This window comes from Pseudomonas shirazica (assembly GCF_015168335.1).
Lineage (GTDB): Bacteria > Pseudomonadota > Gammaproteobacteria > Pseudomonadales > Pseudomonadaceae > Aquipseudomonas > Aquipseudomonas asiatica.
The window spans coordinates 1,592,157-1,616,619 of sequence record NZ_CP063456.1; the positions used below are offsets into that span (position 1 = coordinate 1,592,157).

Below are 24,463 nucleotides of genomic sequence, written 5' to 3' on the forward strand. Positions count from 1 at the left end.
TCAACTCCCCGTTCAGTAGTGGCTGTGCTGCGCCTGCTTGACCAGGTCCTCGTACAGACGTGCATAGGGCTCCACGGCCTGGCACCAGTTGAACGGTTGGGTCATCGACAGGCAGCGCATGGCATTCAGCAGGTCCTTCTTGCCATATACATAGAAGGCGCGGCTGAGTGCCTCGCGATAGCTCTCGACGGTGGACTCGTTGAACAGGAAGCCGGTAACGCCGCACTCGATGGTGTCGGCCAGGCCACCGGTCTTGCGCGCTACCGGCAGCGAGCCGAAGCGCTGTGCGTACATCTGGCTGAGGCCGCATGGCTCGTAGCGAGACGGCATCAGCAGGAAGTCGCTGCCGGCGAACATGCGCCGGGCATCGGTTTCGTTGAAGCCGATGCGCACGCCGATACGGCCCGGGTGGCGTAGCGCCAGTTCGCGCATGGCCTGCTCTTCTTCCGGCTCGCCGCGGCCGATGATCGCGATCTGCCCGCCTTGCTCGACGATGTAGTCGGCCACACCCAGGGTCAGGTCCAGGCCTTTCTGGTAGACCAGGCGCGAAACCACTGCGAACAAGGGCCCTTCAGAGGGCTGCAGTTGGAACAGCGCGCGTACTTCCTGGGCATTGCGCGCCTTGCCTTCCCAGTCGTTGATGCTGAAGTTGTGCTGCAGGTGCTTGTCGGTGGCCGAGTCCCAGCTTTCGTCGATGCCGTTGGGAATGCCGCCGAGCAGGCCTTGCTGGGCCTTGCTGGCGAGGAAACCGTCCAGGCCGCAGCCAAATTCCGGGGTAGTGATTTCCCGGGCATAGGTGGCGCTGACCGTGGTGATGTGGCTGGCGTAGGCCAAGCCGGCCTTGAGGAACGACAGCTTGCCGTAGAACTCCATGCCTTCCTGCTGCATGGCGTGTTCGGGGATTGCCAGTTCCGGGCTGCAGCCGCGGCTGTACACACCTTGGTAGGCCAGGTTGTGGATGGTGAACAGGGTTGGCGTGCTCAGCCCGCGCCAGTGCATGTAGGCCGGTGCCAGGCCGGCGGGCCAGTCGTGGGCGTGCACCACTTCGGGCTTCCAGTGGATCCTGCCTTCGCCGGCGGCGATTTCGGCGGCGGCCAGGCCCAGGCGGGCGAAGCGGATGTGGTTGTCGGGCCAGTCGCGGCCGTTGTTGGCACCATAGGGAGTGCCGTCACGCTGGTACAGCTCGGGGCAGATCAGCACATAGATGACCAGGCCGTCGGCCATGTCCATGCGCCCGATCTTGCACGGCGGCAGTGCGGCGTGGCCACCCAGTTCACCGACGATGTGGATGGGGTTGTCGCTTTCCATCACCTGCCGGTAGCCGGGGATCAGCACCCGCACATCGTGCAGGTGCGCCAGGGCACGGGGCAGGGCTGCGGACACGTCTCCCAGGCCACCGGTTTTCACCAGGTCGGCGATTTCCGAGGTCACGAACAAAATCTTGCGCTTGTTGCGGTTGTGCTGGCGCTGGGCGCCGGGTGCCTTGCCTGTCGTGGCGAAGTCCGGGGTGAGCGGTTCGCGGTTGTCCGGGTTGAATGAATCTACGTGAGGCTCGACAGCGGCACTGATCATACTTCTCTCCGTCCCTATGCTTGGCCGGGTGCTGGCACCCGTGGCGATGTTTCGTGTTGGTTCTCTCTGATTCTGGATTCTGCGTAGTGCGTTCCATGCCCCAGGGTCGTGCACGCAGGCACGGCGCGATCGGCATTCCGGCCGAAGGCGATTGGGCTGGTGGGGTATGTGGGCCGATGCTGGGAAGTCCCTTTGCGTTTGGCCTACTTAGTTCCTGACCTGCCCGCGTTCCGGAAAGTTCGACTTTTTTTCGTCACTCTTCCGTTGAGCAAATGGCGGGCCGAAACCCGAGTGTAGGAGAGAAATAGATGAAAAGGTGACCCGCTGGTCACTATTGTCATGCCGCGGAATAGACGCAAACGTTGGCGTTTGTGACCGGATGTGAAAAGGTGCGGGCGGGGGTATGGGGATGGTGCGCCAAATTGTGGCTTTCAGGTGCTGATGCACCAGAGTGGGGCGCAAGGCAGATGTTGGATTCTTTCGCAGTCTTCGTGGGAGCGGGCGTGCCCGCGAAGAGGCCGGGCCTGGAAAAGAGGAATCAGAGAGAGACAAGCAGGGTGGGAGCCGTTCAGCTCCCACGAGAAGAAGGTACAATCAGAGGCTGACAGCTTTGTCTTCAGCGCGTTGTTGCGCCAGCAGCAGGTTCAGTTGGGCGACCTGCTGGCGCAGCTGGTCACGTTCGTCCTTCAGTTTACGCAGCTCATCACGGCGCACGGAGACATAGAGGGTCTGGGTTGGGGTTGCAGGCATCAAAGTACCCATGGACACACCTCGCGGTTTTGGCTGGTGACAAGTCAAAGCGTAGACGCTTCACGCGGGCGCATTCTGAATTCTTTCGCAGGTCTTGGGAACTTTTTTGTTTATCGTGGTCCCGCCGTTCGTCGCTGAACCCTCGAGCGGTACGCTGGACTAACCTGAAAAGCTGGATTGTGTTGTCATTTATTTCGAAAGGGGAGCATCGGCTCATGCAACTGGGAATCATCGGGCTGGGCCGCATGGGCGGCAATATCGCAAGGCGCCTGATGCGCGCCGGCCACCGTACTGTGGTGCATGACCGCAACCGTGAGGCCATCACCGGTCTGGAGGGCGAGGGCGCCCAGGGTGCGCACGACCTCGGTGCGCTGGTACAGAAGCTGAAAGCGCCGCGCGCGGTGTGGGTCATGTTGCCCGCCGGCGAGCCCACCGAGCAGACCATCGCCCAACTGGCCGAACTGCTGGAGCCGGGCGATGCGATCATCGACGGCGGCAACACCTTCTACAAGGACGACATGCGCCGCGCCGCCGAACTGGCCAAGCGCGGGCTGCATTACCTGGATGTCGGCACCTCGGGCGGTGTGTGGGGCCTGGACCGTGGCTACTGCATGATGATCGGTGGCGAAAAGGAAGTGTTCGAGCGCCTGGAGCCGCTGTTCAAGGCGCTGGCCCCGGGCGTGGGTGACATCCCGCGTACCCATGGCCGCAGCGGCGAGCACCAGCGTGCCGAGCACGGCTACATCCATGCCGGCCCACCCGGTGCCGGGCACTACGTGAAAATGGTGCACAACGGCATCGAATACGGCCTGATGCAGGCATACGCCGAAGGCTTCGACCTGCTGCGCAGCAAGGGCGGCAACGAACTGCCGGAAGACCAGCGTTTCGACCTGAACGTGGCCGAAATCGCCGAAGTGTGGCGGCGTGGCAGCGTGGTTACCTCGTGGCTGCTCGACCTCACTGCCGATGCGCTGGTGGCCGACCCGCAGCTGTCGCAATTCAGTGGCTCGGTGTCCGACAGTGGTGAGGGCCGCTGGACCATCGACGCCGCCGTCGAGCAGGCGGTGCCGGTGCCGGTGCTGTCCAGCGCGCTGTTCGCCCGCTTCCGCTCGCGCCAGCAGCAAGGCACCTATGGTGACAAGATTCTCTCGGCCATGCGCCTGGGCTTCGGTGGCCACGTCGAGAAAAAAGCCGAATGACCAAACAGAGCATTCCGGCTGCTCCGCCATGCACCCTGTTCCTGTTCGGCGCCAATGGCGACCTGGTAAAGCGCCTGCTGATGCCGGCGCTTTACAACCTCAGCCGTGACGGTCTGCTGGACCGCAACCTGCGCATTGTTGGCGTCGACCATAACCCGGCCACTGCCGAGGAATTCGCCGAACGCCTGCACGCGTTCATGGTCGAGCGTGACAAAGGCGGCGAGGGCACGGCCAAGTGCCTGGATGAGAAGCTCTGGGCACGCCTGGCCAAGCGCCTGGATTACCAGACCGGCGATTTCCTCGACCCGGCCACCTACCAGGCCCTCGCCAAGCGCATCGACACGACCCGCCATGGCAACGCCATCTTCTACCTGGCGACCTCGCCGCGGTTCTTCCCCGAGGTGGCGCAGCGCCTGGGGCAGGCCGGGCTGCTCGACGAATCGGCCGGCGGCTTTCGCCGGGTCGTGGTGGAAAAGCCCTTTGGCACCGACCTGGCCAGCGCCGAGGCGCTCAACGCCTGCCTGCTGAAGGTGATGGGCGAGCGGCAGATCTACCGCATCGACCATTACCTGGGCAAAGAGACGGTGCAGAACATCCTGGTCAGCCGGTTCTCCAACGGCTTGTTCGAATCGTTCTGGAACAACCACTACATCGACCATGTGCAGATCACCGCCGCGGAAACCGTCGGCGTCGAGACCCGTGGTGCGTTCTATGACAGCACCGGGGCGCTGCGCGACATGGTGCCCAACCACCTGTTCCAGTTGCTGGCGATGGTGGCCATGGAACCCCCGGCCGCGTTCGCCGCCGATGCCGTGCGCAGCGAAAAGGCCAAGGTGGTCGGCGCCATCCGCCCATGGTCGGCAAAGATGGCCCTGAAAAATTCCGTGCGTGGCCAGTACGGTGCCGGCAAACAGGGGCGCAAGCAGTTGCCTGGCTACCGCCACGAGCCCAACGTCGCGGCGGATAGCCAGACCGAGACCTATGTGGCGCTCAAGGTGATGATCGACAACTGGCGCTGGGCCGGCGTGCCGTTCTACCTGCGTACTGGCAAGCGCATGAGCGTGCGTGATACCGAAATCGCCATCTGCTTCAAGCCTGCGCCCTATGCGCAGTTCCGCGAGTCGGAGCTGGAGCGGCCCAAGCCCAATTACCTGAAGATCCAGATCCAGCCCAACGAAGGCATGTGGTTCGACCTGCAGGCCAAGCGCCCCGGGCCGGAGCTGGTGATGGAGAATGTCGAGCTGGGCTTTGCCTACAAGGACTTCTTCAAGATGACCCCGGCGACCGGCTACGAAACGCTGATCTACGATTGCCTGACCGGTGACCAGACCTTGTTCCAGCGGGCTGACAACATCGAGAACGGCTGGCGCGCGGTGCAGCCGTTCCTCGATGCCTGGGCCCAGGGCGGCGAGGTGCATGAGTACCCGGCCGGTGAAGACGGGCCCGAGGCCGGCAATGAATTGCTGGCGCGGGACAAGCGCGAGTGGCATCGCTTGGGGTGAGTTTTTTGTAGAGCCTGTGCCGGCCCTTTCGCGGGCACGCCCGCTCCCACAGGTATTGCACCGCCTTCACGGGCTGTGGTGCACCTGTGGGAGCGGGCGTGCCCGCGAAGAGGCCGTCACAGGCAAACACACAAAGGAGCCCCAATGCCTGCCCACATCGAAGACTATGCCCTGCTGGGCAACTGCCGCAGCGCCGCCCTGGTCAGCCGCGATGGCTCGCTCGACTGGCTGTGCCTGCCACGCTTCGACGCCCCCGCGGTATTCGCCGCCCTGCTGGGCAACGAAGAAAACGGCCGCTGGCGCCTGGCCCCCTGCGACCCGGTCGAATACAGTAGCCGCCAATATGTGGACGACACCTTGGTGCTGGAAACCACCTGGGTCACCGCCACCGGCCGCGCCCGTGTGCTCGACTTCATGCCGCTGGGCGAGGTCAACTCGCTGGTGCGTATCGTCGAGGGCCTCGCAGGCGAAACCAACTTCGAGATGGACCTGGTGATGCGCTTCGACTATGGCCGCAGCGTGCCCTGGGTAGAACGGCTGGACCCGCTGACCCTCAGCGCCGTCGCCGGCCCCGACCGGCTGATCCTGTGCAGCACCGTCCCCCCGCATGCCCGTGACCAGCACACGGTCGCCCGCTTTCGCGTTGGCGCGGGCGAACGCCAGGTGTTCAGCCTGCGCCACCAGCCCTCGCACCTGCCGGTGCAGCCCGGCTGTGATATCGACCAAGCGCTGGCGCAGACCATCGACCAATGGCGGGCCTTCGCCGCCCGCTGCCCACAGGTGGGCCCATATTCCGCCCTGGTGCGCCGTTCGCTGCTGACCCTCAAGGCCATGACCTACGCGCCCACCGGCGGCATCGTTGCCGCCGTCACCACCTCGCTGCCCGAGCGCATCGGCCACGAGCGCAACTGGGACTACCGCTTCTGTTGGCTGCGCGACGCGACCATGACCCTGCTGGCCTTCATGAACCTCGGCTACTTCGACGAAGCCCAGGCCTGGCGGGAATGGCTGTTGCGCTCGGTGGCTGGCAACCCCGAGCAGATGCAGATCATGTATGGGCTGGCCGGTGAGCGCGACCTGCAGGAATACACCTTGCCGTGGCTGGCCGGCTACGAGCACTCGCAACCGGTGCGGGTGGGCAACGCAGCGTCAGGGCAGATGCAACTGGACATCTACGGCGAACTCGCCGATGCCATGACCCAGGCAATAAAGGGGGGCTTGCCCCGCCATCCACGTAGCGCCGCCATCTCACGTCTGATCCTGCCTTACGTCGAGCGCATCTGGCGCCAGCCGGACGAGGGCATCTGGGAAGTGCGCGGCGGCCGGCAGCAGTTCGTGCACTCCAAGGTCATGGCCTGGGTTGCCTTCGACCGTGCCGCAGGGCTGGCCGACACCACCGAGGAAGGCCGCGAGCGTGGGCAGCACTACCGCCAGGTGGCTGACGAGATTCGTCGTGAAGTATGCGCGCGGGGTCTGGACCCCAGCGGCCGTTTTTTCGTCCAGGCCTATGGCTCGACCGAGATGGACGCCAGTTTGTTGCAGATTGCCCTGACCGGCTTCCTGCCGGCTGATGACCCACGCTTTTTGCGCACGCTTGAACAGGTCGAACAGCGCCTGATGAAAAACGGTCTTCTGCTGCGCTATGACAGCGACAGCTGTAGCGATGGCCTGACTCCAGGGGAGGGCACCTTCCTGGTGTGTTCGTTCTGGCTGGCCGACGTATATGTTCTGCTAGGTCGCCAGGCAGAAGCGCAGGCACTGTACGAACGCCTGACCGGCCTGTGCAACGACGTTGGCCTGCTGGCCGAACAGTACGACCCCGCGGGCCAGCGCATGCTTGGCAACTTCCCCCAGGCGTTCAGCCATATCGGCATCATCAACACCGCACTGAACCTGCACCGCGCACAGTGCCCGGTGCGTGATCGGGCGAGCTGTAGCTAAGTCAGGTGGCGGTCTCCCCCTGTAGGAGCGGCCTTGTGTCGCGATCGGGCTGCAAAGCAGCCCCGGCAATTCATGCAGTGAGGCTGAAATCCCGGGGGCGCTACGCACCCCTTTCGCGACACAAGGCCGCTCCTACAGGGATTGCGCCGGCTTGGAGTAAGCGGAGTAGACTAGGGCATACCCCTTCGGCACGGAGCACACATGGGCATTCGCGGTACTGATCGGCAGATCGACAACATCGAGTTCAATTTCATCTACCCAGACGGTTATGAGCTGGCGGTGTGGACGGCCCAAGCCTGATGGCCAATCACAAGATCGAAATCCGCCGGCGCAATATCGAGAAGATCCTGCAGGCGGCGGAAAAGGTGTTCGCCGAGAAGGGCTACGGCGCCACGTCGATGGGTGATATCGCCGAGCAGGCCGAGCTGCCGCGTTCCAACCTGCATTATTACTTCAGCACCAAGGACGATCTGTTCCGCGCAGTGCTGCAGGACCTGCTGGATGTGTGGAAGCAGGACGCGCTGTGCTTCGAGAACTTCGACGACCCGCGCGTGGTGCTGACCAGTTACATCCGGGCGAAGATGGGCCACTCGCGCTCGCGGCCGCTGGGCTCGAAGATCTGGGCCGAAGAGATGCTGCATGGGGCGCCGGTGCTGGGGGTGAACCTGGATGAAAGCCTGGTGCCCTGGGCCAAGTTGAAGGAAGCCAAGATCCGCCGCTGGGTGGAGGAGGGGCGCATCCTGCCGGTGGAGCCGTCGGCACTTTTGTACATGATCTGGGCCTCGACCCAGCACTATGCCGACTTTGGTTACCAGGTGACGTTGCTCAATGGCGGGGAGGCGTTGTCGGACATGGCCTTTGAAAATGCCGTGCAGACGGTGACCAGCGTGATCTTGCGGGGGATCGGGCTGGAGCCTTGAGGTCGGTGTACGCTGAGCGATTGGGGCCGCTTTGCGGCCCTTCGCGGGCACGCCCGCTCCCACAGGTGTTTCGCTGCCCTCCCAAGCGGCGCGATCCCTGTGGGAGCGGGCGTGCCCGCGAAGGGCTGCAAGGCAGCCCCAATTGCCTCAACTGGCCTCGCGGTAGGGATTACGCGGGTCCTGCGTCCAGTTCAGGTACGGCTTGCCGGTATCCTGGGCCACCATCTCGATGCAGCTCTCCACCGGGCAGGTGATCTGGCACAGGTTGCAGCCCACGCATTCCTCTTCGATCACGCTGTAGATATGCGTCCCGTCAGCCTGCAACGTACTGGCAATCGCCTGGTGCGAAGTGTCCTCACAGGCAATGTGGCAGCGCCCGCAGCCAATGCATGCTTGCTGGTCGATGTGCGCCACCGACTTGTAGTTCATGTCCAGGTACTTCCAGTCGGTGGTATGCCCCACCGCCTGGCCGCGGAACGCTTCGATGTTGGGGTGCCCGTGCTGGTCCATCCAGCGCGCCAGGCCGTCCTTCATGTCCTCGACGATGCGGAAGCCGTGCAGCATCGCTGCCGTGCACACCTGTACAGCGCCACTGCCCAGGGCCATGAACTCGGCTGCGTCACGCCAACTGCCTATGCCGCCAATACCACAGATGGGCAAGCCGAGCGTTTGCGGGTCGCGGGCGATTTCCGCGACCATGTTCAGGGCAATCGGCTTCACCGCCGAACCGCAATAACCACCATGGGTGCTCTGGTCGCCAACGATGGGGTGGGCGACCATGCGATCGAGGTCGACGCTGGTGATCGAGTTGATGGTATTGATCAACGACACCGCATCCGCCCCGCCACGGTGCGCGGCGCGGGCCGACTGGCGGATATCGGTGATGTTCGGCGTGAGTTTGACGATCACCGGCAGCGAGCAGTACGTCTTGCACCAGCGGGTGACCATTTCCACGTAATCCGGCACCTGGCCGACCGCCGCGCCCATGCCGCGCTCCGGCATGCCGTGCGGACAGCCGAAATTCAGTTCGATGCCATCGGCCCCGGTGGCTTCCACCAGCGGCAGTATGAACTTCCACGAGTCTTCCACGCAGGGCACCATCAGCGACACGATCAGTGCGCGGTCGGGCCAGTCCTTCTTCACCTGGGTGATTTCGCGCAGGTTGATGTCCAGTGAGCGGTCGGTGATGAGCTCGATGTTGTTGATGCCCTGCACCTGGCGGTTGGGGCCGTAATGCGCCGAGTAGCGCGACGACACGTTGACTGCCGCCGGGTCTTCACCGAGTGTTTTCCACACTACGCCACCCCAGCCGGCCTCGAAGGCGCGGACCACGTTGTAGGCCTTGTCGGTTGGCGGAGCGGAGGCCAGCCAGAAGGGGTTGGGTGCCTTGATGCCGGCAAATTCGATGGACAGGTCGGCCATTTACGCAGCCTCCACGTTGAGCATGAGTTGGGCATGGATGGCTTCGGCGGCCAGCTTGCCGTGTTGCACGGCCTGGACGGTAAGGTCCTGGCCCAGGGCGGTGCAGTCGCCGCCGGCATAGACGCCCGGCAGGCTGGTCTGCATCGTTTCGTCGACGCGGATGCGCTCGCCGTCGCGCGCCAGTTGTGCGGCCACCGGGTCGACGAGGCTGGCGTCGTCGAAGCGTTGGCCGATGGCCTTGAAGATGGCATCGGCAGCCAGTTCGAAGGTTTCGCCGGTGTCGCGCAGGCGGCCGTCTGCCAGCTCGGTGCGGGCAAAGCGCATACCGCGCACCTTGCCGCTGTCGTCCAGCAACACGGCATCGGGGCGGGCCCAGGTATGCAGGCGCACCTGGTTGGCCTTGGCGATATCCTGCTCGTGGCCGGTGGCGCCCATGTCGGCATGGCCACGGCGGTACACCAGGTTTACGTCGCGGGCACCCAAGCGGCTCATCTGCACGGCCATGTCGATGGCGGTGTTACCGGCGCCGATCACCAGGCAGCGGTCGGCGAGGGGCAACTGGCTCAGGTCGTCGGCCTGGCGCAGTTCGCGGATGTAGGCGGTGGCGGCGAGCAGGCCGGGGGCTTCTTCATCAGGCAGGCCGAGCTGGCGCACGGCATTCAGGCCCAGGCCGAGGAACACTGCGTCGAACTGGTCGCGCAGCTCGCCCAGGCCAAAGTTGCTGCCCAGGCGCTGGCCATGGCGGATCTCGATGCCGCCGATGCCGAGCAGGAATTCCACCTCACGCTGGGCATAGTCGTCCACCAGCTTGTAGCGGGCGATGCCGTACTCGTTGAGGCCACCGGCCTTGTCGCTGGCCTCGAACACCACCACATCATGCCCGTGCATGGCCAGGCGGTGGGCACACGACAGCCCGGCAGGGCCGGCACCGACCACGGCGATGCGCTTGCCGGTGGCCGGCGAGCGTTGGAACGGGTGCTCGGTGAAGTGGGCGTTGTCCAGAGCATAGCGCTGCAGCTGGCCGATCAGCACCGGTGCGCATTCCTGCGCGTTGTTGCGCACGCAGGCTTGCTGGCAAAGGATTTCGGTGGGGCAGACGCGGGCGCAACTGCCGCCGAGGATGTTGGCCGAGAGGATGCGCTCGGCGGCGCCTTGCAGGTTTTCGTCGCTGATGCGGTGGATGAACGACGGGATGTCGATGTCACTGGGGCAAGCGTTGACGCAGGGGGCGTCATAGCAATACAGGCAGCGTGCGCTTTCGACGGCGGCCTGGCGGGCGGTGAGGGGTGGGGCCAGGTCGCTGAAGCGCTCGGCCAGCTGGTCGGCGCCGGCCCGTGGGCGCGGCAAGTGGTTCAGGGCGTCGATCACGGTTGTAGCCTCTCTATTTTTTATGGATGCAGGCGACAAGCATTGCGGTGGTTTCTGGGGCCGCTGCGCGCCCCATCGCGACACAAGGCCGCTCCTACAAGGAACCGCGCACTCCTGTAGGAGCGGCCTTGTGTCGCGATGGGCTGCGCAGCAGCCCCAATGGCTTCAGCGCTGTACGGGCGTCGGCCGCTGCACTTCGGCCCTGCGCCCCAGCACCTCGTACACCGACGGATACGCCGGCCGTTCCACATACCGCCCCGCGCCTTTTTCCGCACGCAGGTCGCCATCGGCCCAGAGCACCTTGCCCTGGCTGATGGTATGGCTGGGGATGCCGCGCACGGTACGGCCTTCGAAGATGTTGAAGTCCACCTGCTGGTGGTGGGTCTTGGCCGAGATGGTGCGCGTGCCTTGCGGGTCCCACAGCACCAGGTCGGCGTCGGCACCAACACGAATGGCACCCTTGCGAGGGAAGAGGTTGAAGATTTTCGCGGTGTTGGTGGAGGTCAGCGCAACGAACTCATGCATCGACAGGCGCCCGTTGTTGACCCCTGCATCCCACAGCACCGCCAAGCGGTCCTCGATGCCGGCAGTGCCGTTGGGGATACGGCTGAAATCGTCGCGCCCCATGGCTTTCTGCTCGGCGCAGAAGCAGCAGTGGTCGGTGGCGGTGGTGTGCAGGTTGCCCGATTGCAGCCCACGCCACAGCGCCTCCTGGTGTTCACGCGGACGGAACGGGGGACTCATCACGTAGCCTGCGGCGGTGGCCCAGTCAGGGTCACGGTAGACGCTGTCATCCAGCAGCAGATGGCCGGGCAGGACTTCGCCGTAGACCGGCTGGCCCTTGCCTCTGGCATAGGCGATTTCATCCAGCGCTTCGCGGCTGGAAACGTGCACCAGATACAGTGGTGTGCCCAGCGTCTCGGCAATGCGGATGGCTCGGCTGGCCGCTTCACCCTCGACCTGGGATGGGCGTGACAGCGGGTGGGCTTCCGGCCCGGTCAGGCCCTGGGCCAGCAGTTTTTTCTGCAGGTGGTACACCAGCTCGCCGTTCTCGGCATGCACGGTGGGCACTGCACCCAGTTGCAGGCAGCGCTCGAAGCTGGCCACCAGGGTGTCGTCGGCGGCCATGATCGCATTCTTGTAGGCCATGAAGTGCTTGAAGCTGTTCACCCCATGTTTGGCCACCAGTTCGCCCATCTCTTCGGCTACCTGCTCGCTCCACCAGGTAATGGCGACATGGAAGCCGTAGTCGCTGGCGCTTTTCTGCGCCCAGCCGCGCCAGGTGTGGAAGGCCTCAAGCAACGACTGCTGCGGGTTGGGGATGACGAAGTCGATGATCGAAGTGGTGCCACCGGCCAGGCCCGCGGCGGTGCCGCTGAAGAAATCCTCGCTGGCCACCGTGCCCATGAACGGCAGCTGCATGTGGGTGTGCGGGTCGATGCCGCCGGGCATCAGGTACTGGCCACTGCCGTCGAGGATCTGGCAGTCGGTGGGCGGTTCGAGGTTTTGCCCAATGGCACGGATCAGGCCATCGGCACACAGGACATCAGCGGGGTAACTCTCTTCGTGGGTGACCACGGTGGCGCCACGGATCAACAGGGACATGCCGTTTTCCTCGCAGGCTGACCGGTCTGGGCCGGTTCTTGGAGTTTTCTTGATGCAGGGCGGGCAGGGCGGTTAATCCTGTCAGGCCTGACAAGATTCGAGGCTAGATGCTGATCCGGGATTCAGCAAGAAAATTTTCCCATTAATTTTGTGGTTTTTAAGTGATTGAAATTAATGGGTTAATTTAATTATTGGTGCTGACTGCGTAGCTTTCTGATGCTTTGACTTACTTGACAAGATGAAAATCTGGTCGAGATTTTCAAGCACATGAACCGTGAGTACTCCGGCCATCGCATCAGCCCGATGGGCAACAACTAGAAGAAAATCTGGAGAAAGCCCCCCATGCAGCAGAGCAGATCGGAAGTGGTCGAGCGCGATGGCCTGTTCGAGCTGTCCGAAGGTAGCGATGTCCTCGACAGCCCGCGCTACAACCACGACATCGCCCCGACCAAGGTGCACCAGCGCACCTGGAACAAATGGCACATCACCGCCCTGTGGGTGGGCATGTCCATCTGCGTGCCCACCTACACCCTCGGTGGCGTGCTGACCGCCTACTTCGGCCTCAGCGTTGGCGAGGCCTTGCTGGCTATTCTGCTGGCCAACCTGATCGTGCTGATCCCGCTCACCCTCAACGCCTTCCCTGGCACCAAGTATGGCATTCCGTTCCCGGTGCTGCTGCGTTCGTCGTTCGGCATACTCGGCTCAAACGTGCCATGCCTGATCCGGGCGGTGGTCGCCTGTGGCTGGTTCGGCATCCAGACCATGTTCGGTGGCCTGGCCATCCACCTGTTCCTTGGCTCGGTGTTCGACGGCTGGAAGGCCCTGGGCGGCACCGGCGAGGTGATCGGCTTCATGATCTTCTGGTGCCTGAACCTGTGGGTGGTGCTGCGTGGCGCCGAGTCGATCAAGTGGCTCGAAACGCTGTCGGCACCGCTGCTGGTGGCCGTGGGTGTCGGCCTGCTGTTCTGGGCCGTGCCGCACATGTCGATGACCGAATTGCTGGCCCAGCCGCCCAAGCGCCCGGAAGGGGCGAACATGCTCGGCTACTTCTGCGCCGGGCTTACCGCCATGGTCGGTTTCTGGGCCACGCTATCGCTGAACATCCCCGACTTCAGCCGCTATGCCCGCAGCCAGAAGGACCAGATTCTCGGGCAGATCTTCGGCTTGCCGCTGACCATGTTCCTGTTTGCTGCGCTGGGCGTGGTGCTGACCGCAGCCTCGGCATCGCTGGTTGGCGAGACCGTGTCCGACCCGGTCAGCCTGATCGGCAAGATCCACAGCCCGTTCTGGGTGGCCCTGGCCATGGCGCTGATCGTGATCGCCACGCTGTCGACCAATACTGCAGCGAACATCGTGTCGCCGACCAACGACTTCCAGAACATCGCCCCACGCCTGATCGGGCGCAGCCGCGCGGTGTGGCTGACCGGCTTCATCGGCCTGGCGCTGATGGGCCATGAGCTGCTGAAGAAGCTGGGCTGGATCGTCTCCGACCTGAGCCTGGAGAGCGTGTATTCCAACTGGCTGCTGGGCTATTCGAGCCTGCTAGGGCCGATCGCCGGGATCATGGTGGTGGACTACTTCCTGATCCGCCGGCAGGAGCTGGACCTGGCCGGGCTGTACCGTGACGACGTGTACCCGGCATGGAACTGGGCCGGTTTTGCCGCCTTTGCGTTGCCGGTGGCGCTGACCGTCATGGCGATTGGCAACAGCAGTTTCAGCTGGTTCTACGACTACGGTTGGTTCACCGGTTCGCTGCTGGGTGGGGCGCTGTATTACCTCTTGGCCCGTGTGGTCGCGCGCAGCCCGGCGCGGGTGGCCAAGCCCTTGCCGTGAGACCGCGCTGGCTTCTTCGCGGGCTCGCCCGCTCCCACAGGTACTGCACGGTTTTCCAGACCTGTGGTGATCCTGTGGGAGCGGGCATGCCCGCGAAGAGGCGGCACAGACAACAAAAAGCCTGAAGGAGAAACCCGTGACCCCAGTCAAAGAGATCCTGAAGACCACCGCCCACCACATCGACAGCACCCGCCTGTGGCAGTCCCTGATGGACCTGGCCCGCCTCGGTGCCACCGCCAAGGGCGGCGTGTGCCGCCTGGCCCTGACCGACCTCGACCGTCAGGCCCGCGACCTGTTCGTGCAGTGGTGCGAGGCCGCCGGTTGCACGGTCACCATCGACGCCGTCGGCAACATCTTCGCCCGTCGCCCTGGGCGTAACCCCAAGCTGCCCCCGGTGATGACCGGCAGCCATATCGACACCCAGCCCACCGGTGGCAAGTTCGACGGTTGCTTCGGGGTGATGGCCGGGCTGGAGGTAATTCGTACCCTCAACGATCTCGGCGTGGAAACCGAAGCACCGCTGGAAGTGGTGGTGTGGACCAACGAGGAAGGCTCGCGCTTTGCGCCGTGCATGATGGGCTCCGGGGTGTTCGCCGGCAAGTTCACGCTGGAGGAAACCCTGGCCAAGCGCGACGCCCAGGGTGTCAGTGTTGGTGAGGCGTTGAACGCCATCGGCTACGCCGGCCCGCGCGCCGTATCAGGCCACCCGGTGGGTGCCTACTTCGAAGCGCATATCGAGCAGGGCCCGATCCTCGAAGATCAGGCCAAGACCATCGGCGTGGTGCTGGGTGCGCTGGGTCAGAAGTGGTTCGACCTGACCTTGCGCGGTGTCGAGGCCCACGCCGGCCCTACGCCCATGCACCTGCGCAAGGACGCCCTGGTCGGCGCGGCGGCAGTGGTGGAGGCAGTCAACCGCACCGCCCTCGGCCACCAGCCCCATGCCTGTGGGACGGTGGGGTGCCTGCAGGCCTACCCGGGCTCGCGCAACGTGATCCCGGGCGAAGTGCGCATGACCCTGGATTTCCGCCACCTGGAGGGTGAGCAGCTGAATGCGATGATTGCCGATGTGCGTGCGGTGATCGAGGCGACCTGTGCCAGGCATGGCCTGAGCCACGAATTGGTGCCTACGGCTGATTTCCCGGCGTTGTACTTCGACAATGCCTGTGTCGATGCCGTGCGCAAATCGGCGCAGGCGCTGGGCCTGCCGCACATGGACATCGTCAGCGGCGCGGGGCACGACGCGATCTTCCTGGCCGAACTGGGGCCGGCGGGGATGATATTCGTGCCGTGCGAGAACGGTATCAGCCATAACGAGATCGAGAACGCCACGCCCGAGGACCTGGCTGCGGGCTGCGCAGTGTTGCTGCGCGCGATGCTGGCGGCGTCGGAGGCGATTGCCAGTGGCCGATTGGCGGCCTAGCGCCGTCAGTATCAGGAGTACGCGCTTTTTGTAGGAGCGGCCTTGTGTCGCGATCGGGCTGCGCAGCAGCCCCAGGATCTTGAAGTAGACGCGGACATCGCCGGGGCCGCTTTGCGGCCCTTTCGCGACACAAGGCCGCTCCTACAGGGGCCGCGCTGCCGGGGCGGGTTGGGTAAGATCTGCCAGACACGCCGCAATCTGCCGTTCACCTCGCAAATGCACCACCGGCACTTGCGGCCCTGTGGCCTGGCGGCTCGCCTCGATCCCCGGCCGATACCCCCGATCGAACGTCCATACGAACTTCAAAAAGGTCAGAAACGCCCGGTCCAGCCGCTCGGTACATCCCGCCGGCAGGTCCGGTCGGGGCTTGTTCAGCACACTGCGCAGGATCACCCGCTTGAGGCAGGTCAGTCTCGGCGTATCCAGCCAGATGACAAGGTCGGCCCGCGGCAGACGCAGGTCGAACGTGCGGCGGGCATAATTGCCCTCGCATACCCAAGCCTCCCCAGCCACCGCATTGCGCACGCGGGTACGGAAGGTCTCGGCATCCGGCTCGACCCAGCCGGTCTCCCAGAACAACGTATCGAGGTGCACCACCGGCACGCCCAAGCGTGCGCCTATCTGCCGGGCCAGGGTCGATTTGCCACTGCCGGCGTTGCCCAGAATCACGATGCGTTGCATGGCCAAGTCCTTTTGGAAAACCGGCCATGCTAAATCATCCGGCCGGTTCGAGACAGCCATCGCGCCCGATGTGATAGCGCTGCAGGTCCTGCGCCAGGGTAAGCTGCCCGCTGTAGTGGGCGAGGGCTTCGTCGCGCACGTTGTCGATGCTCGGGCTGCGCCGTGGGTCGTTCTGGTAGCGGGCGCTGAAGTGCGTCAGCACCAGATTGCGCACGCCCGCCGCTTCGGCAAAGCGCGCCACTGCAGCCGCGGTGCTGTGGCCGAAGGTGACCCCCGTGCGCTCGACCACCGCCTGGGTGAACGTGGCCTCGTGCACCAGCACGTCCGCGCCCCTGGCGGCGTCGGCCAACAGCTCGGGGTTGTCGTTGTCGCCGCACACGATCACCCGCCGCGGCGGGCGCGAAGGGCGCAGGTAATCCTTGCCGTGCAGCCGCCGCCCGCCATGTTGCACCGTCAAACCCTTGGCCAGCTCGCCCCACAGCGGGCCGCGGGGGATACCTTCGGCTTCCAGGCGCGGGATGTTCAGTCGCGGTTCGGGGTTGAGCTCGGTGAACACGAAGCCGACGCTCGGCACTCGGTGCGACAAATGCACGCTGGTCACTTCCAGGGCGTCACTGCGCCATTCCACCAGCTCTTCCACGGCCAGCAGGCGCAGTTCGAACGGCAGGAAGGTATCGCTGGCCACCAGCCCCTGGCGCACCCAGTCGTGCAGGGCGGCGGGCAGGACAAGGTCCAGCGGCTGGGTGCGCCCGCTCATGCCGGCGCTGGCCAGCAGGCCCGGCAGGCCGAAGCAATGGTCGCCGTGCACGTGGGTAATGAAGATGGCGCGCAGGTCGCGGATCGACAGCGGTGTGTGCAGCAGCCGGTGCTGGGTGCCTTCGCCACAGTCGACAAGGTACCACTGGTTGCCACTGGCCTCGATCACTGCGGTACCGCTCACATTGCGTGCCTTGGTCGGCACGCCGGCGGAGGTGCCCAGGAACAGCAGGTCCATGGTCTGGCTCCTTGTTTCAGCCCAGCAGCGACAGGTCGCGCAGCAACGTCTGCAGCCCTTGCGGTACCAGCGCGCCGATGCGCGCCAGGTCGGCGCTGTCGCACCAGCGGGCACGGAATGGGCTGCTGTCGGACTCCTGGCCGTCCAGCCAGGCTTGCTGGTACAGGCTGGCGTCGTCGAAGCGTGCATCGTACACCTGCACAATCTCATGCCCTGGCTTGCCGGCATAGGTGAACAGGTTCTCCAGGGTGCCGAGCAGGCGCACGTCGCTGATCGGCTGGCGCAGTTCTTCGTCGATTTCCCGGGCGATGGCATCGCGGCCCAGTTCACCGAACTCTATGCCGCCACCCAGCGGCCGGCACAGGGTCTGGCGGGTGGCCGGGTCGTTGAACACGTTCACCAGGATCTTGCCTTGGTGATGGAACACGCAGAGGGCGAGAAAACGGATACGGTGTGCTGGCAGCGGCTTGGTACTCAACGGGCTCGTTCCTTCGAGGTGACATGGGGCGCACACCTTAGCCGGATTGCCGCATGTCGTCGATGGCCCCCAGGTCTTGCCTACTCGGCCTGCCGCCAGATGAGCTTGCTGGTGTCATAGCCTTGCTCCCGGGCAATTGTCAGCAGTTGCTCGCGTAGCTGGTCGGTGACCGCGGGCGTGCGCGAAAGCAGCCACAGGTATTCGCGATTCGGGTGGCCGACCAAGGCTACGCGGTAGTCCTGGTCGTGGTACAGCACCCAGTACTCGCCTTTGGTCAGGCCGGGCGCGAGGCGGCTGAACCAGTTGTCGAAGCGCACCCAGAGCTTGTCGGTGCTGCCCGGTTGCTGGGCTTCGGCGATGCCCTTGGCCTGGTTCCACTGGCCGTCCTTTTCCTGGCAGCGGTTGGTCACGTCGAGGCGACCATCCTCTCGCAGGCCATACTGCGCCTCGGACTGCACGCAGTTGCGCTGGAAGAACATCGGCAGCCGGGCGAGTTCGTACCAGGTGCCCTGGTAACGTTGCAGGTCGACCTGCTGGGTACGCGGCGGTGCCGGGTGATCGTTGCCGGCGCAGCCGAGCAGGGCCAAGGTCATGCAGGAAAGCAGCAACGTGGTGCGTAGCGCCATGGTGAACCTCCTTGATACGGACGGGGCTTACTTGGGTTTCGATGCGAGCGAGAGGCAAAAGTTGTACAGGATTATGCCTTTCAGAACGAACCGGTCTGCACTTCACCTGCACGCACGTAACGGGCGATGAGCACGCCCGTGGGCGAAACCTGCGAATGCTGCAGTGTGAAGGCCGCCGCTGCTGCATCATCGCCGAACAGGCGCTTGCCGTGGCCGAGCAGCAGCGGGTGAATCAGCAGTTGCAGTTCATCGACCAGGCCCGTCGCCAGCAGTTGCTGCACCAGCTCGCTGCTGCCCTGGGTCAGCAGGTTGGCGCCGTCCTGTTGTTTCAGCGCGTGGACCGCTGCGGTGATGTCTGCGCCCAGTGCATGGCTGTTGTGCCAGTCGAGGGTTGCGGGGGTGTGGGTGGCCACGTGCTTGGGCACGTTGTTGAACAGGTTGGCGATGGAGAAGTCTTCCGAGCTGCCTTTTACCTTTGGCCAGTAGTCGGCGAAGATGTCGTAGGTGCGCCGGCCCAACAGCAGTTCGAAAGGCTGGCTGAACAGGGCTTGCATGGCTTGGCCGAAGACTTCCTCGGCGTAAGGTACGATCCAGCCGCCGTAAGTGAAGCCGCCGCTGGTGTCTTCCTGCGGACCACCTGGGGCCTGCATGACACCGTCGAGGCTGATGAAGGCGGCTACGATGAGTTTGCGCATGGGGACTCTCCTGTTGGCAGCCGGGGTGGCTGGGGGCATGGGATAGTCGAATGGCGGCGGACAGAATCGACAACGCAAACCTGTGCCGGCCCTTTCGCGGGCATGCCCGCTCCCACAGGATCACCACAGCTCCAGAAAGCGGTGCAGTGCCTGTAGGAGCAGCCTTGTGCTGCGAAGAGGCCGGTGCAGGCTACCTCAAAGCCAGTAGGTCACCGCCCACCACCCCAGCCCACCCATCACTACGGTATAGGGCAAGGCCATCCACACCATTCGCCCATACGACAGCCGGATCAGCGGCGCAATCGCCGAAGTCAGCAGGAACAGGAACGCCGCCTGCCCATTCGGCGTCGCCACGCTCGGCAGGTTGGTGCCGGTGTTGATCGCCACCGCCAGCGTCTCGAAATGCTCACGGCTCATGCTGCCATTGAGGAACGCCTGCTTCACCTCGGTGATGTAGATGGTGGCAACGAACACGTTGTCGCTGATCGCCGACAGCAGGCCGTTGGCCAGGTACAGCATGCCCGGTTGCTGCTCGGCCGGCAGCGCCAGCACCCAGGCAATCAACGGGCTGAACAGTTGCTGTTGATGAATCACCGCCACCACCGCGAAGAACACCACCAGCAAAGCGGTGAACGGCATGGCGTCCTGGAAGGCGCGGCCCAGGCGGTGTTCGTCGGTAATGCCGGTGAATGCCGTGATCAGCACGATCACCATCAGGCCGATCAGGCCGACCTCGGCAACGTGCAGCCCCAGGCAGAAGATCAGGATCAGTGCAGCGAACCCTTGCACCCACAGCGCGATGCGCTGGGCAGTCGTGCGTGCAGCATCGTCCTCGGCGGCATAGGCGGCCAACACCTGGTGCACTGGCTCGGGCATCAGCGTGCCATAGCCGAACAGACGCAGCTTCTCCAGCAGCACGCAGGTCAGCAGGCCGGCGCCCAGCACCGGCACCGACACCGGTGCCACCTTCAGGAAGAAATCGGCAAAGTGCCAGCCCATTTCGTGGCCGATCAGCAGGTTCTGTGGTTCGCCCACCAGCGTGCACACGCCGCCCAGGGCGGTGCCCACCGCACCATGCATCAGCAGGCTGCGCAGGAATGCGCGGAACTGGTCGAGGTCTTCACGATGCAACTGTGCGACCTGCTGGTCGCTGTCCAGAGCACTGTCTTCGCGCGGATTGGCCCCGGAGGCGACGCGGTGGTACACCGCATAGAAACCGACCGCGGCGCTGATGATCACGGCGGTCACGGTCAGTGCATCGAGAAACGCCGAGAGGAATGCCGACAGCACGCAGAACAGCAACGCCAGGATCGCCTTCGAACGCACCCCCAGCAGGATGCGCGAGAACAGGAACAGCAGCAGTTCCTTCATGAAGTGGATGCCCGCGACCATGAACATCAGCAGCAGGATCACCGGGAAGTTGTGCTGCAGCTCTTCGTACAGGGCTTGCGGGGTGGTCATCTGCAACAGCAGGGCTTCGACCAGCAGCAGGCCGCCAGGCATGAGCGGGTAGCACTTCAGGGCCATGCCCAGGGTGAAGATGAATTCGAGCACCAGTGCCCAGCCGGCAGCGACCGGGCCGACGGCCATCAGCAGCAGTGGGTTGAGCACCAGGAACAGGCAGATGACTGCCTTGTACCAAAGCGGCGATTGGCCCAGAAAGCTGTGGGCGAGGGCGCCGGTCAGGGAGCGCGACATGAATTTGTATCCTTATGATTCGGCGATGGCGCACGGTGCCGGATCAGCGCCTCTTAGGCAAGGCGTATAGTCCCGTTTTTGGCACAAGTGCGGTCATCGGGCTGGGTTAACATCCGTGCCATGAACCCTTTATCCGCAGGAGTGCCGCCCGTGACCGAGTACAGCGCATTCAAGGTCGAACTGACCAACAGCATCGCCCACGTTCAGATCAACCGCCCGGACAAGCGCAATGCGATGAACGCTGCCTTCTGGGAGGAGATCATCGACATCTTCCAGTGGGTCGACGACACCGATGCAGTGCGAGCGGTAGTGATCAGCGGTGCCGGCAAGCATTTTTCCGCCGGTATCGACCTGATGATGCTGGCTTCGCTGGCCGGGCAGATGGGCAAGGACGTGGGTCGTAACGCGCGCTTCCTGCGCAGTACCATCCTGCGCCTGCAGGCGTCGTTCAATGCCGTGGACAAATGCCGCAAGCCGGTACTGGCCGCGGTGCAGGGTTACTGCATTGGCGGCGCCATCGACCTCATCTCGGCTTGCGACATGCGCTACTGCAGCAGCGACGCGCAGTTCTCGATCAAGGAAATCGACATGGGCATGGCCGCCGATGTCGGCACACTGCAACGTTTGCCTCGTATCATCGGTGACGGCATGATGCGTGAGCTGGCTTACACGGGGCGCAATGTCGAGGCAGAAGAGGCGCTGCGCATCGGCTTGGTCAACCGGGTTTATGATGATCAGGCTGCGCTGATGGACGGGGTCTTTGCCATCGCTGGCGAGATTGCCGCAAAATCGCCGATCGCCGTGGCCGGCACCAAGGAAATGCTCAGCTACATGCGTGACCATCGCATCGATGATGGCCTGGAGTACATCGCCACCTGGAACGCCGCGATGCTGCAGTCCGAAGACCTGCGCGTGGCGGTGGCGGCGCACATGAGCAAACAGAAACCGACGTTCGCCGACTGATCAGGCCGGGGGACGCGAAGTAAGGGAACCCCCGACATGTCAGCACGCTGGACTACCGCAGTACTCGACCCGCAGATCACCGGGGGGCTGGCCGTGGCCCGCAGCCCGGAAGGGTTCCTGGTGGACGACAACGGCGCGCTGTTCCCTCGCGACTGGCTCAAGCGCCAGGACCTCGACGTACTGTGCGAGCACGGCATCGGCCACTTCGACGGCCAGCCGGTCTTCCTGCTGGAGCTGCGCAGCGCTACCGAGGTGCCCGGCTGCGCCTGGTGCGGCCTGCGTGCATTCATGCTCGAGGGTGATTTCGACACCTACAAAGTGCTGGGCTATGCCGCGCAGATCGGCACCTGGGCCCGCGAGCACCGCTTCTGCGGCAGCTGCGGCCAGGCAATGACGCAGATTCGCTGGGAGCGGGCGATGTACTGCCAGCCTTGCGACCTGCGCAGCTACCCGCGCATTTCACCGAGCATGATCGTACTGGTGACACGTGGCGACGAAATCCTGCTGGCGCGTTCGCCACGCTTCGTCACCGGGGTGTACAGCACCCTGGCAGGCTTCGCCGAGCCGGGCGAGTCGGCCGAGGACTGCCTGGTGCGCGAAGTGCGTGAGGAGGTAGCGGTGGAAGTAAGGAACATCCAGTACGTCGGCAGCCAGTGCTGGCCGTTCCCGCACTCGATGATGCTGGGCTTCCATGCCGAGTATGCCAGCGGCGATATCGTCATGCAGCCGGACGAGATCGAGGATGCCAAGTGGTTCAGCGTCCACGACCTGCCGCCGCTGCCGGCCGGGCGGTCGATTGCCCGGTATCTGATCGACCTGTATGTTGCGCGCCGTTTAGGCTTGGCCGAACCAGTGCTGCCACGCTAGACGCACGGTCAGTGCCAGCACCACGGTGATGAACACTGGGCGGATGAACTTGCTGCCGCCACTGATCGCCGTGCGTGCGCCGAAGAAGGCGCCAACCATCACCGACATGCCCATGCACAGGCCGACGATGTAGTCCACCTGCCCGGAAATGATGAACACCGTCAGCGCTGCGATGTTGCTGACGAAATTCATGCTGCGCGCCACGCCGCTGGCACGGACCAGGTCGATGGGGTACAGCAGCAGGGTGCTGACCGTCCAGAACGCCCCGGTGCCCGGGCCGGCCACGCCGTCATAGAAACCCAAGGTAAAGCCTTGCGGCATTTGCCATTTCTTCTTGATGGGTGCATCGGCATCGAGCGGCGCCTTGGGCGTGCCACCGAACAGCAGATAGACGCCACAGGCGAAGACAATCACCGGCAGCATCTTGTTCAGCCATTCGGCCGGCATGTAGTGGGCGATCACTGCACCGAGCAAAGCGCCGACCAAGGTGGCGAACAATGCCGGGCGCCACTGCGCCGGGTGGAACAGTTTGCGCCTGTAGTAGGTGAAGCTGGCGGTGGCCGAGCCGAAGGTAGAGCTGAGCTTGTTGGTGCCCAGTACCAGGTGCGGCGGCATGCCCGCGGTGAGTAACGCCGGGGTGGTGAGCAGGCCGCCACCGCCGGCGATGGCATCGATGAAACCGGCGACGAAGGCGACCAGGGCCAGGATCAGCAGGGTGAGGGGTTCTACGGTGAGTTCGAAGGGCATGGGAGGCTTCAGGCTGGAGGGTCGGTTTGCGGCTAATGGAGAAATAAACGGGCATGATAATCCCACGTCCCCAAGGCTGACAGTGTTTCCGGCCGCTTACTTGTTTCAAACCGACCCTGCAGGGGTATCTAGGTACCACGTATCGCTGATCTGGCAGTTGTAGGGCGTGATGCCTCAGGTGACGCAGGTGACAACTGACTGCTCGAATTCATTGTAGTGGTTTCATGTGACGCCAAGTTGCTCAGTAGGGTTCTGTACTCAAGGATTTTTGCCTCTAGGGCTATGTAATTAAGCTGCTCGTCCATGTATAGGTATTTTTCGTAGTTAAAGTCATGAGTGATGGGGCCTTCAATGTTGCCATGCTTTAAGCGCCAGTTGCGGACTGCTGTATCCTTGAGATCGCTGAGCATGGCATCACCCTTCGGAAGCTTGTAAATCGCCTTGAGGGTTTTTATGGTTACGTTCTCGTCATCAATGACAGCGGAATACTTTTCGAGATTCGGATTCTCGGTAATTGCTTCCCTTGCTTTATTGATGTAATGGATTCTGGGTTTTACAAACTTATCCTTTACGTTATTCCACATTGTCCTGGCGCGACGCAACATATGCCCTGAAGGGTCGTGATGGTTCACGGGGTCTCCCAAGCAATAGGCGTAGGCGTTATGTGTGTGTTTCTTAAACGGGCTGAGGCTGTCCGCTGAGTAAAATCGCGCCAGTCTAGTACTAAAGGCACGATAGCCGTTTCCAAGGAGGTAGCAGTTTGTGACGCTATCGTAGCGTTGTCCGGTGAAGCCCATCATATGAGCTGTGGAGCTGTATCCGTAAGCGGTGTAGGCCAGGTTGTGAATGCCTTCGCGATGAGAACGGTTGATTATGGAACTCTGAGAGTCTGCCGCCAGTAGTAGTGTCTCGGTCGAGCGTTGCGCTAGAGAAAGGTTTGAGATTGAAAAGACTGTGACGGAACGATCGCTGCCGATCTCCAAGGACAGTTGGCCATTCTTGTAGAATAAACGCTGCTTCCAGTTCTGTGCCATGGTCAGCCTGCTGGTGCGAGAAGTACTGAATTTAAATTACCTTCATGCAAAATAGACAGGCGCGCAACTGGCAGTTTTGCCAGTTGCATACACTCATGAAATAGGTATGTTGACAGTGCCGGCCCTTTCGCGGGCTCGCCCGCTCCCA

General features: G+C 63.6%; 21 protein-coding genes. 8 read left to right on the forward strand and 13 right to left on the reverse strand.

All coding sequences use genetic code 11. The features are described from left to right. Nucleotides 1-12: 12 nt before the first annotated feature. Together glgA and IMX18_RS07265 are read right to left on the reverse strand one after the other, a co-directional pair. Nucleotides 13-1,572, reverse strand: coding sequence for a glycogen synthase GlgA (glgA, locus tag IMX18_RS07260; protein ID WP_217190170.1), 1,560 nt, complete (start codon nt 1,570-1,572; stop codon nt 13-15). Between the two features lie 594 nt (nt 1,573-2,166). Beyond that, entirely contained in the window at nt 2,167-2,334 is a 168-nt protein-coding gene (locus IMX18_RS07265) for a DUF6026 family protein (RefSeq protein WP_015270996.1), read from the reverse strand. Between the two features lie 203 nt (nt 2,335-2,537). Here IMX18_RS07265 and gnd point away from each other — a divergent pair, with 203 nt between their 5' ends. The 4 genes from gnd (at nt 2,538) to IMX18_RS07285 (ending at nt 7,884) form a co-directional block, all read left to right on the forward strand. Then, nucleotides 2,538-3,521: a phosphogluconate dehydrogenase (NAD(+)-dependent, decarboxylating) gene (gene gnd / locus IMX18_RS07270; protein ID WP_015270995.1), complete on the forward strand. Its 984-nt coding sequence runs from the start codon at nt 2,538-2,540 to the stop codon at nt 3,519-3,521. Next, complete coding sequence (gene zwf / locus IMX18_RS07275) at nt 3,518-5,023, forward strand: glucose-6-phosphate dehydrogenase (RefSeq protein ID WP_039613154.1); 1,506 nt, start codon at nt 3,518-3,520, stop codon at nt 5,021-5,023. Before gnd ends, zwf begins: the two co-directional genes overlap by 4 nt. A gap of 144 nt (nt 5,024-5,167) precedes the next feature. Continuing rightward, on the forward strand, nt 5,168-6,964 hold the full coding sequence (locus IMX18_RS07280; protein WP_217190169.1) for a glycoside hydrolase family 15 protein: 1,797 nt from the start codon (nt 5,168-5,170) through the stop codon (nt 6,962-6,964). A gap of 299 nt (nt 6,965-7,263) precedes the next feature. Then, nucleotides 7,264-7,884: a TetR/AcrR family transcriptional regulator gene (locus IMX18_RS07285; protein WP_015270992.1), complete on the forward strand. Its 621-nt coding sequence runs from the start codon at nt 7,264-7,266 to the stop codon at nt 7,882-7,884. Nucleotides 7,885-8,031: 147 nt separating this feature from the next. Here the strand turns inward: IMX18_RS07285 and preA are convergent, their stop codons facing one another. The 3 genes from preA to hydA all read right to left on the reverse strand — a co-directional run bounded on the left by preA (nt 8,032) and on the right by hydA (nt 12,279). Beyond that, nucleotides 8,032-9,306: an NAD-dependent dihydropyrimidine dehydrogenase subunit PreA gene (gene preA / locus IMX18_RS07290; RefSeq protein WP_102083428.1), complete on the reverse strand. Its 1,275-nt coding sequence runs from the start codon at nt 9,304-9,306 to the stop codon at nt 8,032-8,034. Continuing rightward, nucleotides 9,307-10,674, reverse strand: coding sequence for an NAD(P)-dependent oxidoreductase (locus tag IMX18_RS07295; RefSeq protein ID WP_054573016.1), 1,368 nt, complete (start codon nt 10,672-10,674; stop codon nt 9,307-9,309). A 165-nt stretch (nt 10,675-10,839) separates the two neighbouring features. Beyond that, complete coding sequence (gene hydA, locus IMX18_RS07300; protein ID WP_217190168.1) at nt 10,840-12,279, reverse strand: dihydropyrimidinase; 1,440 nt, start codon at nt 12,277-12,279, stop codon at nt 10,840-10,842. A gap of 342 nt (nt 12,280-12,621) precedes the next feature. Between hydA and IMX18_RS07305 the strand changes: the two genes are divergently transcribed. Together IMX18_RS07305 and IMX18_RS07310 are read left to right on the forward strand one after the other, a co-directional pair. Then, complete coding sequence (locus tag IMX18_RS07305; RefSeq protein ID WP_085720534.1) at nt 12,622-14,112, forward strand: NCS1 family nucleobase:cation symporter-1; 1,491 nt, start codon at nt 12,622-12,624, stop codon at nt 14,110-14,112. A 136-nt stretch (nt 14,113-14,248) separates the two neighbouring features. Further along, on the forward strand, nt 14,249-15,532 hold the full coding sequence (locus IMX18_RS07310; protein WP_015270988.1) for a Zn-dependent hydrolase: 1,284 nt from the start codon (nt 14,249-14,251) through the stop codon (nt 15,530-15,532). Nucleotides 15,533-15,673: 141 nt separating this feature from the next. Here IMX18_RS07310 and IMX18_RS07315 read toward each other — a convergent pair whose 3' ends face one another. The 6 genes from IMX18_RS07315 to nhaB all read right to left on the reverse strand — a co-directional run bounded on the left by IMX18_RS07315 (nt 15,674) and on the right by nhaB (nt 20,704). Continuing rightward, nucleotides 15,674-16,213: a P-loop NTPase family protein gene (locus IMX18_RS07315; protein ID WP_015270987.1), complete on the reverse strand. Its 540-nt coding sequence runs from the start codon at nt 16,211-16,213 to the stop codon at nt 15,674-15,676. 34 nt (nt 16,214-16,247) lie between these two features. Beyond that, nucleotides 16,248-17,207: a ribonuclease Z gene (locus IMX18_RS07320; protein ID WP_217190167.1), complete on the reverse strand. Its 960-nt coding sequence runs from the start codon at nt 17,205-17,207 to the stop codon at nt 16,248-16,250. Between the two features lie 16 nt (nt 17,208-17,223). Next, complete coding sequence (locus IMX18_RS07325) at nt 17,224-17,685, reverse strand: NUDIX hydrolase (protein WP_411829478.1); 462 nt, start codon at nt 17,683-17,685, stop codon at nt 17,224-17,226. A gap of 80 nt (nt 17,686-17,765) precedes the next feature. Further along, nucleotides 17,766-18,311, reverse strand: a complete 546-nt coding sequence (locus IMX18_RS07330; RefSeq protein WP_015270984.1) for a lipocalin family protein — start codon at nt 18,309-18,311, stop codon at nt 17,766-17,768. An 80-nt stretch (nt 18,312-18,391) separates the two neighbouring features. Then, complete coding sequence (locus IMX18_RS07335) at nt 18,392-19,006, reverse strand: dihydrofolate reductase family protein (protein ID WP_061304169.1); 615 nt, start codon at nt 19,004-19,006, stop codon at nt 18,392-18,394. Nucleotides 19,007-19,201: 195 nt separating this feature from the next. After that, nucleotides 19,202-20,704: a sodium/proton antiporter NhaB gene (nhaB, locus tag IMX18_RS07340; protein WP_054573019.1), complete on the reverse strand. Its 1,503-nt coding sequence runs from the start codon at nt 20,702-20,704 to the stop codon at nt 19,202-19,204. A gap of 150 nt (nt 20,705-20,854) precedes the next feature. On the opposite strand from nhaB, the gene IMX18_RS07345 reads away from it, so the two are divergent. Beyond that, nucleotides 20,855-21,667 (forward strand): crotonase/enoyl-CoA hydratase family protein, encoded by an 813-nt coding sequence (locus IMX18_RS07345; protein ID WP_015270981.1) that lies wholly within the window; start codon nt 20,855-20,857, stop codon nt 21,665-21,667. Between the two features lie 36 nt (nt 21,668-21,703). Next, the gene (gene nudC, locus IMX18_RS07350) at nt 21,704-22,534 is read left to right on the forward strand and encodes an NAD(+) diphosphatase (protein WP_217190166.1); all 831 of its coding nucleotides are present in this window, start codon (nt 21,704-21,706) and stop codon (nt 22,532-22,534) included. Here the strand turns inward: nudC and IMX18_RS07355 are convergent. Continuing rightward, nucleotides 22,502-23,281, reverse strand: a complete 780-nt coding sequence (locus IMX18_RS07355) for a TSUP family transporter (protein ID WP_139657814.1) — start codon at nt 23,279-23,281, stop codon at nt 22,502-22,504. The genes nudC and IMX18_RS07355 overlap by 33 nt on opposite strands. 128 nt (nt 23,282-23,409) lie before the next feature. After that, nucleotides 23,410-24,315 (reverse strand): RHS repeat-associated core domain-containing protein, encoded by a 906-nt coding sequence (locus tag IMX18_RS07360; protein WP_015270978.1) that lies wholly within the window; start codon nt 24,313-24,315, stop codon nt 23,410-23,412. Between the last annotated feature and the right edge of the window lie 148 nt (nt 24,316-24,463).

Excerpts from the sequence above, each read along its gene's own strand:
- glgA (WP_217190170.1), bottom strand. The coding sequence starts at position 1,572 with ATGATCAGTGCCGCTGTCGAGCCTCACGTAGATTCATTCAACCCGGAC.
- IMX18_RS07265 (WP_015270996.1), bottom strand. The coding sequence starts at position 2,334 with ATGGGTACTTTGATGCCTGCAACCCCAACCCAGACCCTCTATGTCTCC.
- gnd (WP_015270995.1), top strand. The coding sequence starts at position 2,538 with ATGCAACTGGGAATCATCGGGCTGGGCCGCATGGGCGGCAATATCGCA.
- zwf (WP_039613154.1), top strand. The coding sequence starts at position 3,518 with ATGACCAAACAGAGCATTCCGGCTGCTCCGCCATGCACCCTGTTCCTG.
- IMX18_RS07280 (WP_217190169.1), top strand. The coding sequence starts at position 5,168 with ATGCCTGCCCACATCGAAGACTATGCCCTGCTGGGCAACTGCCGCAGC.
- IMX18_RS07285 (WP_015270992.1), top strand. The coding sequence starts at position 7,264 with ATGGCCAATCACAAGATCGAAATCCGCCGGCGCAATATCGAGAAGATC.
- preA (WP_102083428.1), bottom strand. The coding sequence starts at position 9,306 with ATGGCCGACCTGTCCATCGAATTTGCCGGCATCAAGGCACCCAACCCC.
- hydA (WP_217190168.1), bottom strand. The coding sequence starts at position 12,279 with ATGTCCCTGTTGATCCGTGGCGCCACCGTGGTCACCCACGAAGAGAGT.
- IMX18_RS07305 (WP_085720534.1), top strand. The coding sequence starts at position 12,622 with ATGCAGCAGAGCAGATCGGAAGTGGTCGAGCGCGATGGCCTGTTCGAG.
- IMX18_RS07315 (WP_015270987.1), bottom strand. The coding sequence starts at position 16,213 with ATGCAACGCATCGTGATTCTGGGCAACGCCGGCAGTGGCAAATCGACC.
- IMX18_RS07320 (WP_217190167.1), bottom strand. The coding sequence starts at position 17,207 with ATGGACCTGCTGTTCCTGGGCACCTCCGCCGGCGTGCCGACCAAGGCA.
- IMX18_RS07330 (WP_015270984.1), bottom strand. The coding sequence starts at position 18,311 with ATGGCGCTACGCACCACGTTGCTGCTTTCCTGCATGACCTTGGCCCTG.
- IMX18_RS07335 (WP_061304169.1), bottom strand. The coding sequence starts at position 19,006 with ATGCGCAAACTCATCGTAGCCGCCTTCATCAGCCTCGACGGTGTCATG.
- nhaB (WP_054573019.1), bottom strand. The coding sequence starts at position 20,704 with ATGTCGCGCTCCCTGACCGGCGCCCTCGCCCACAGCTTTCTGGGCCAA.
- nudC (WP_217190166.1), top strand. The coding sequence starts at position 21,704 with ATGTCAGCACGCTGGACTACCGCAGTACTCGACCCGCAGATCACCGGG.
- IMX18_RS07355 (WP_139657814.1), bottom strand. The coding sequence starts at position 23,281 with ATGCCCTTCGAACTCACCGTAGAACCCCTCACCCTGCTGATCCTGGCC.
- IMX18_RS07360 (WP_015270978.1), bottom strand. The coding sequence starts at position 24,315 with ATGGCACAGAACTGGAAGCAGCGTTTATTCTACAAGAATGGCCAACTG.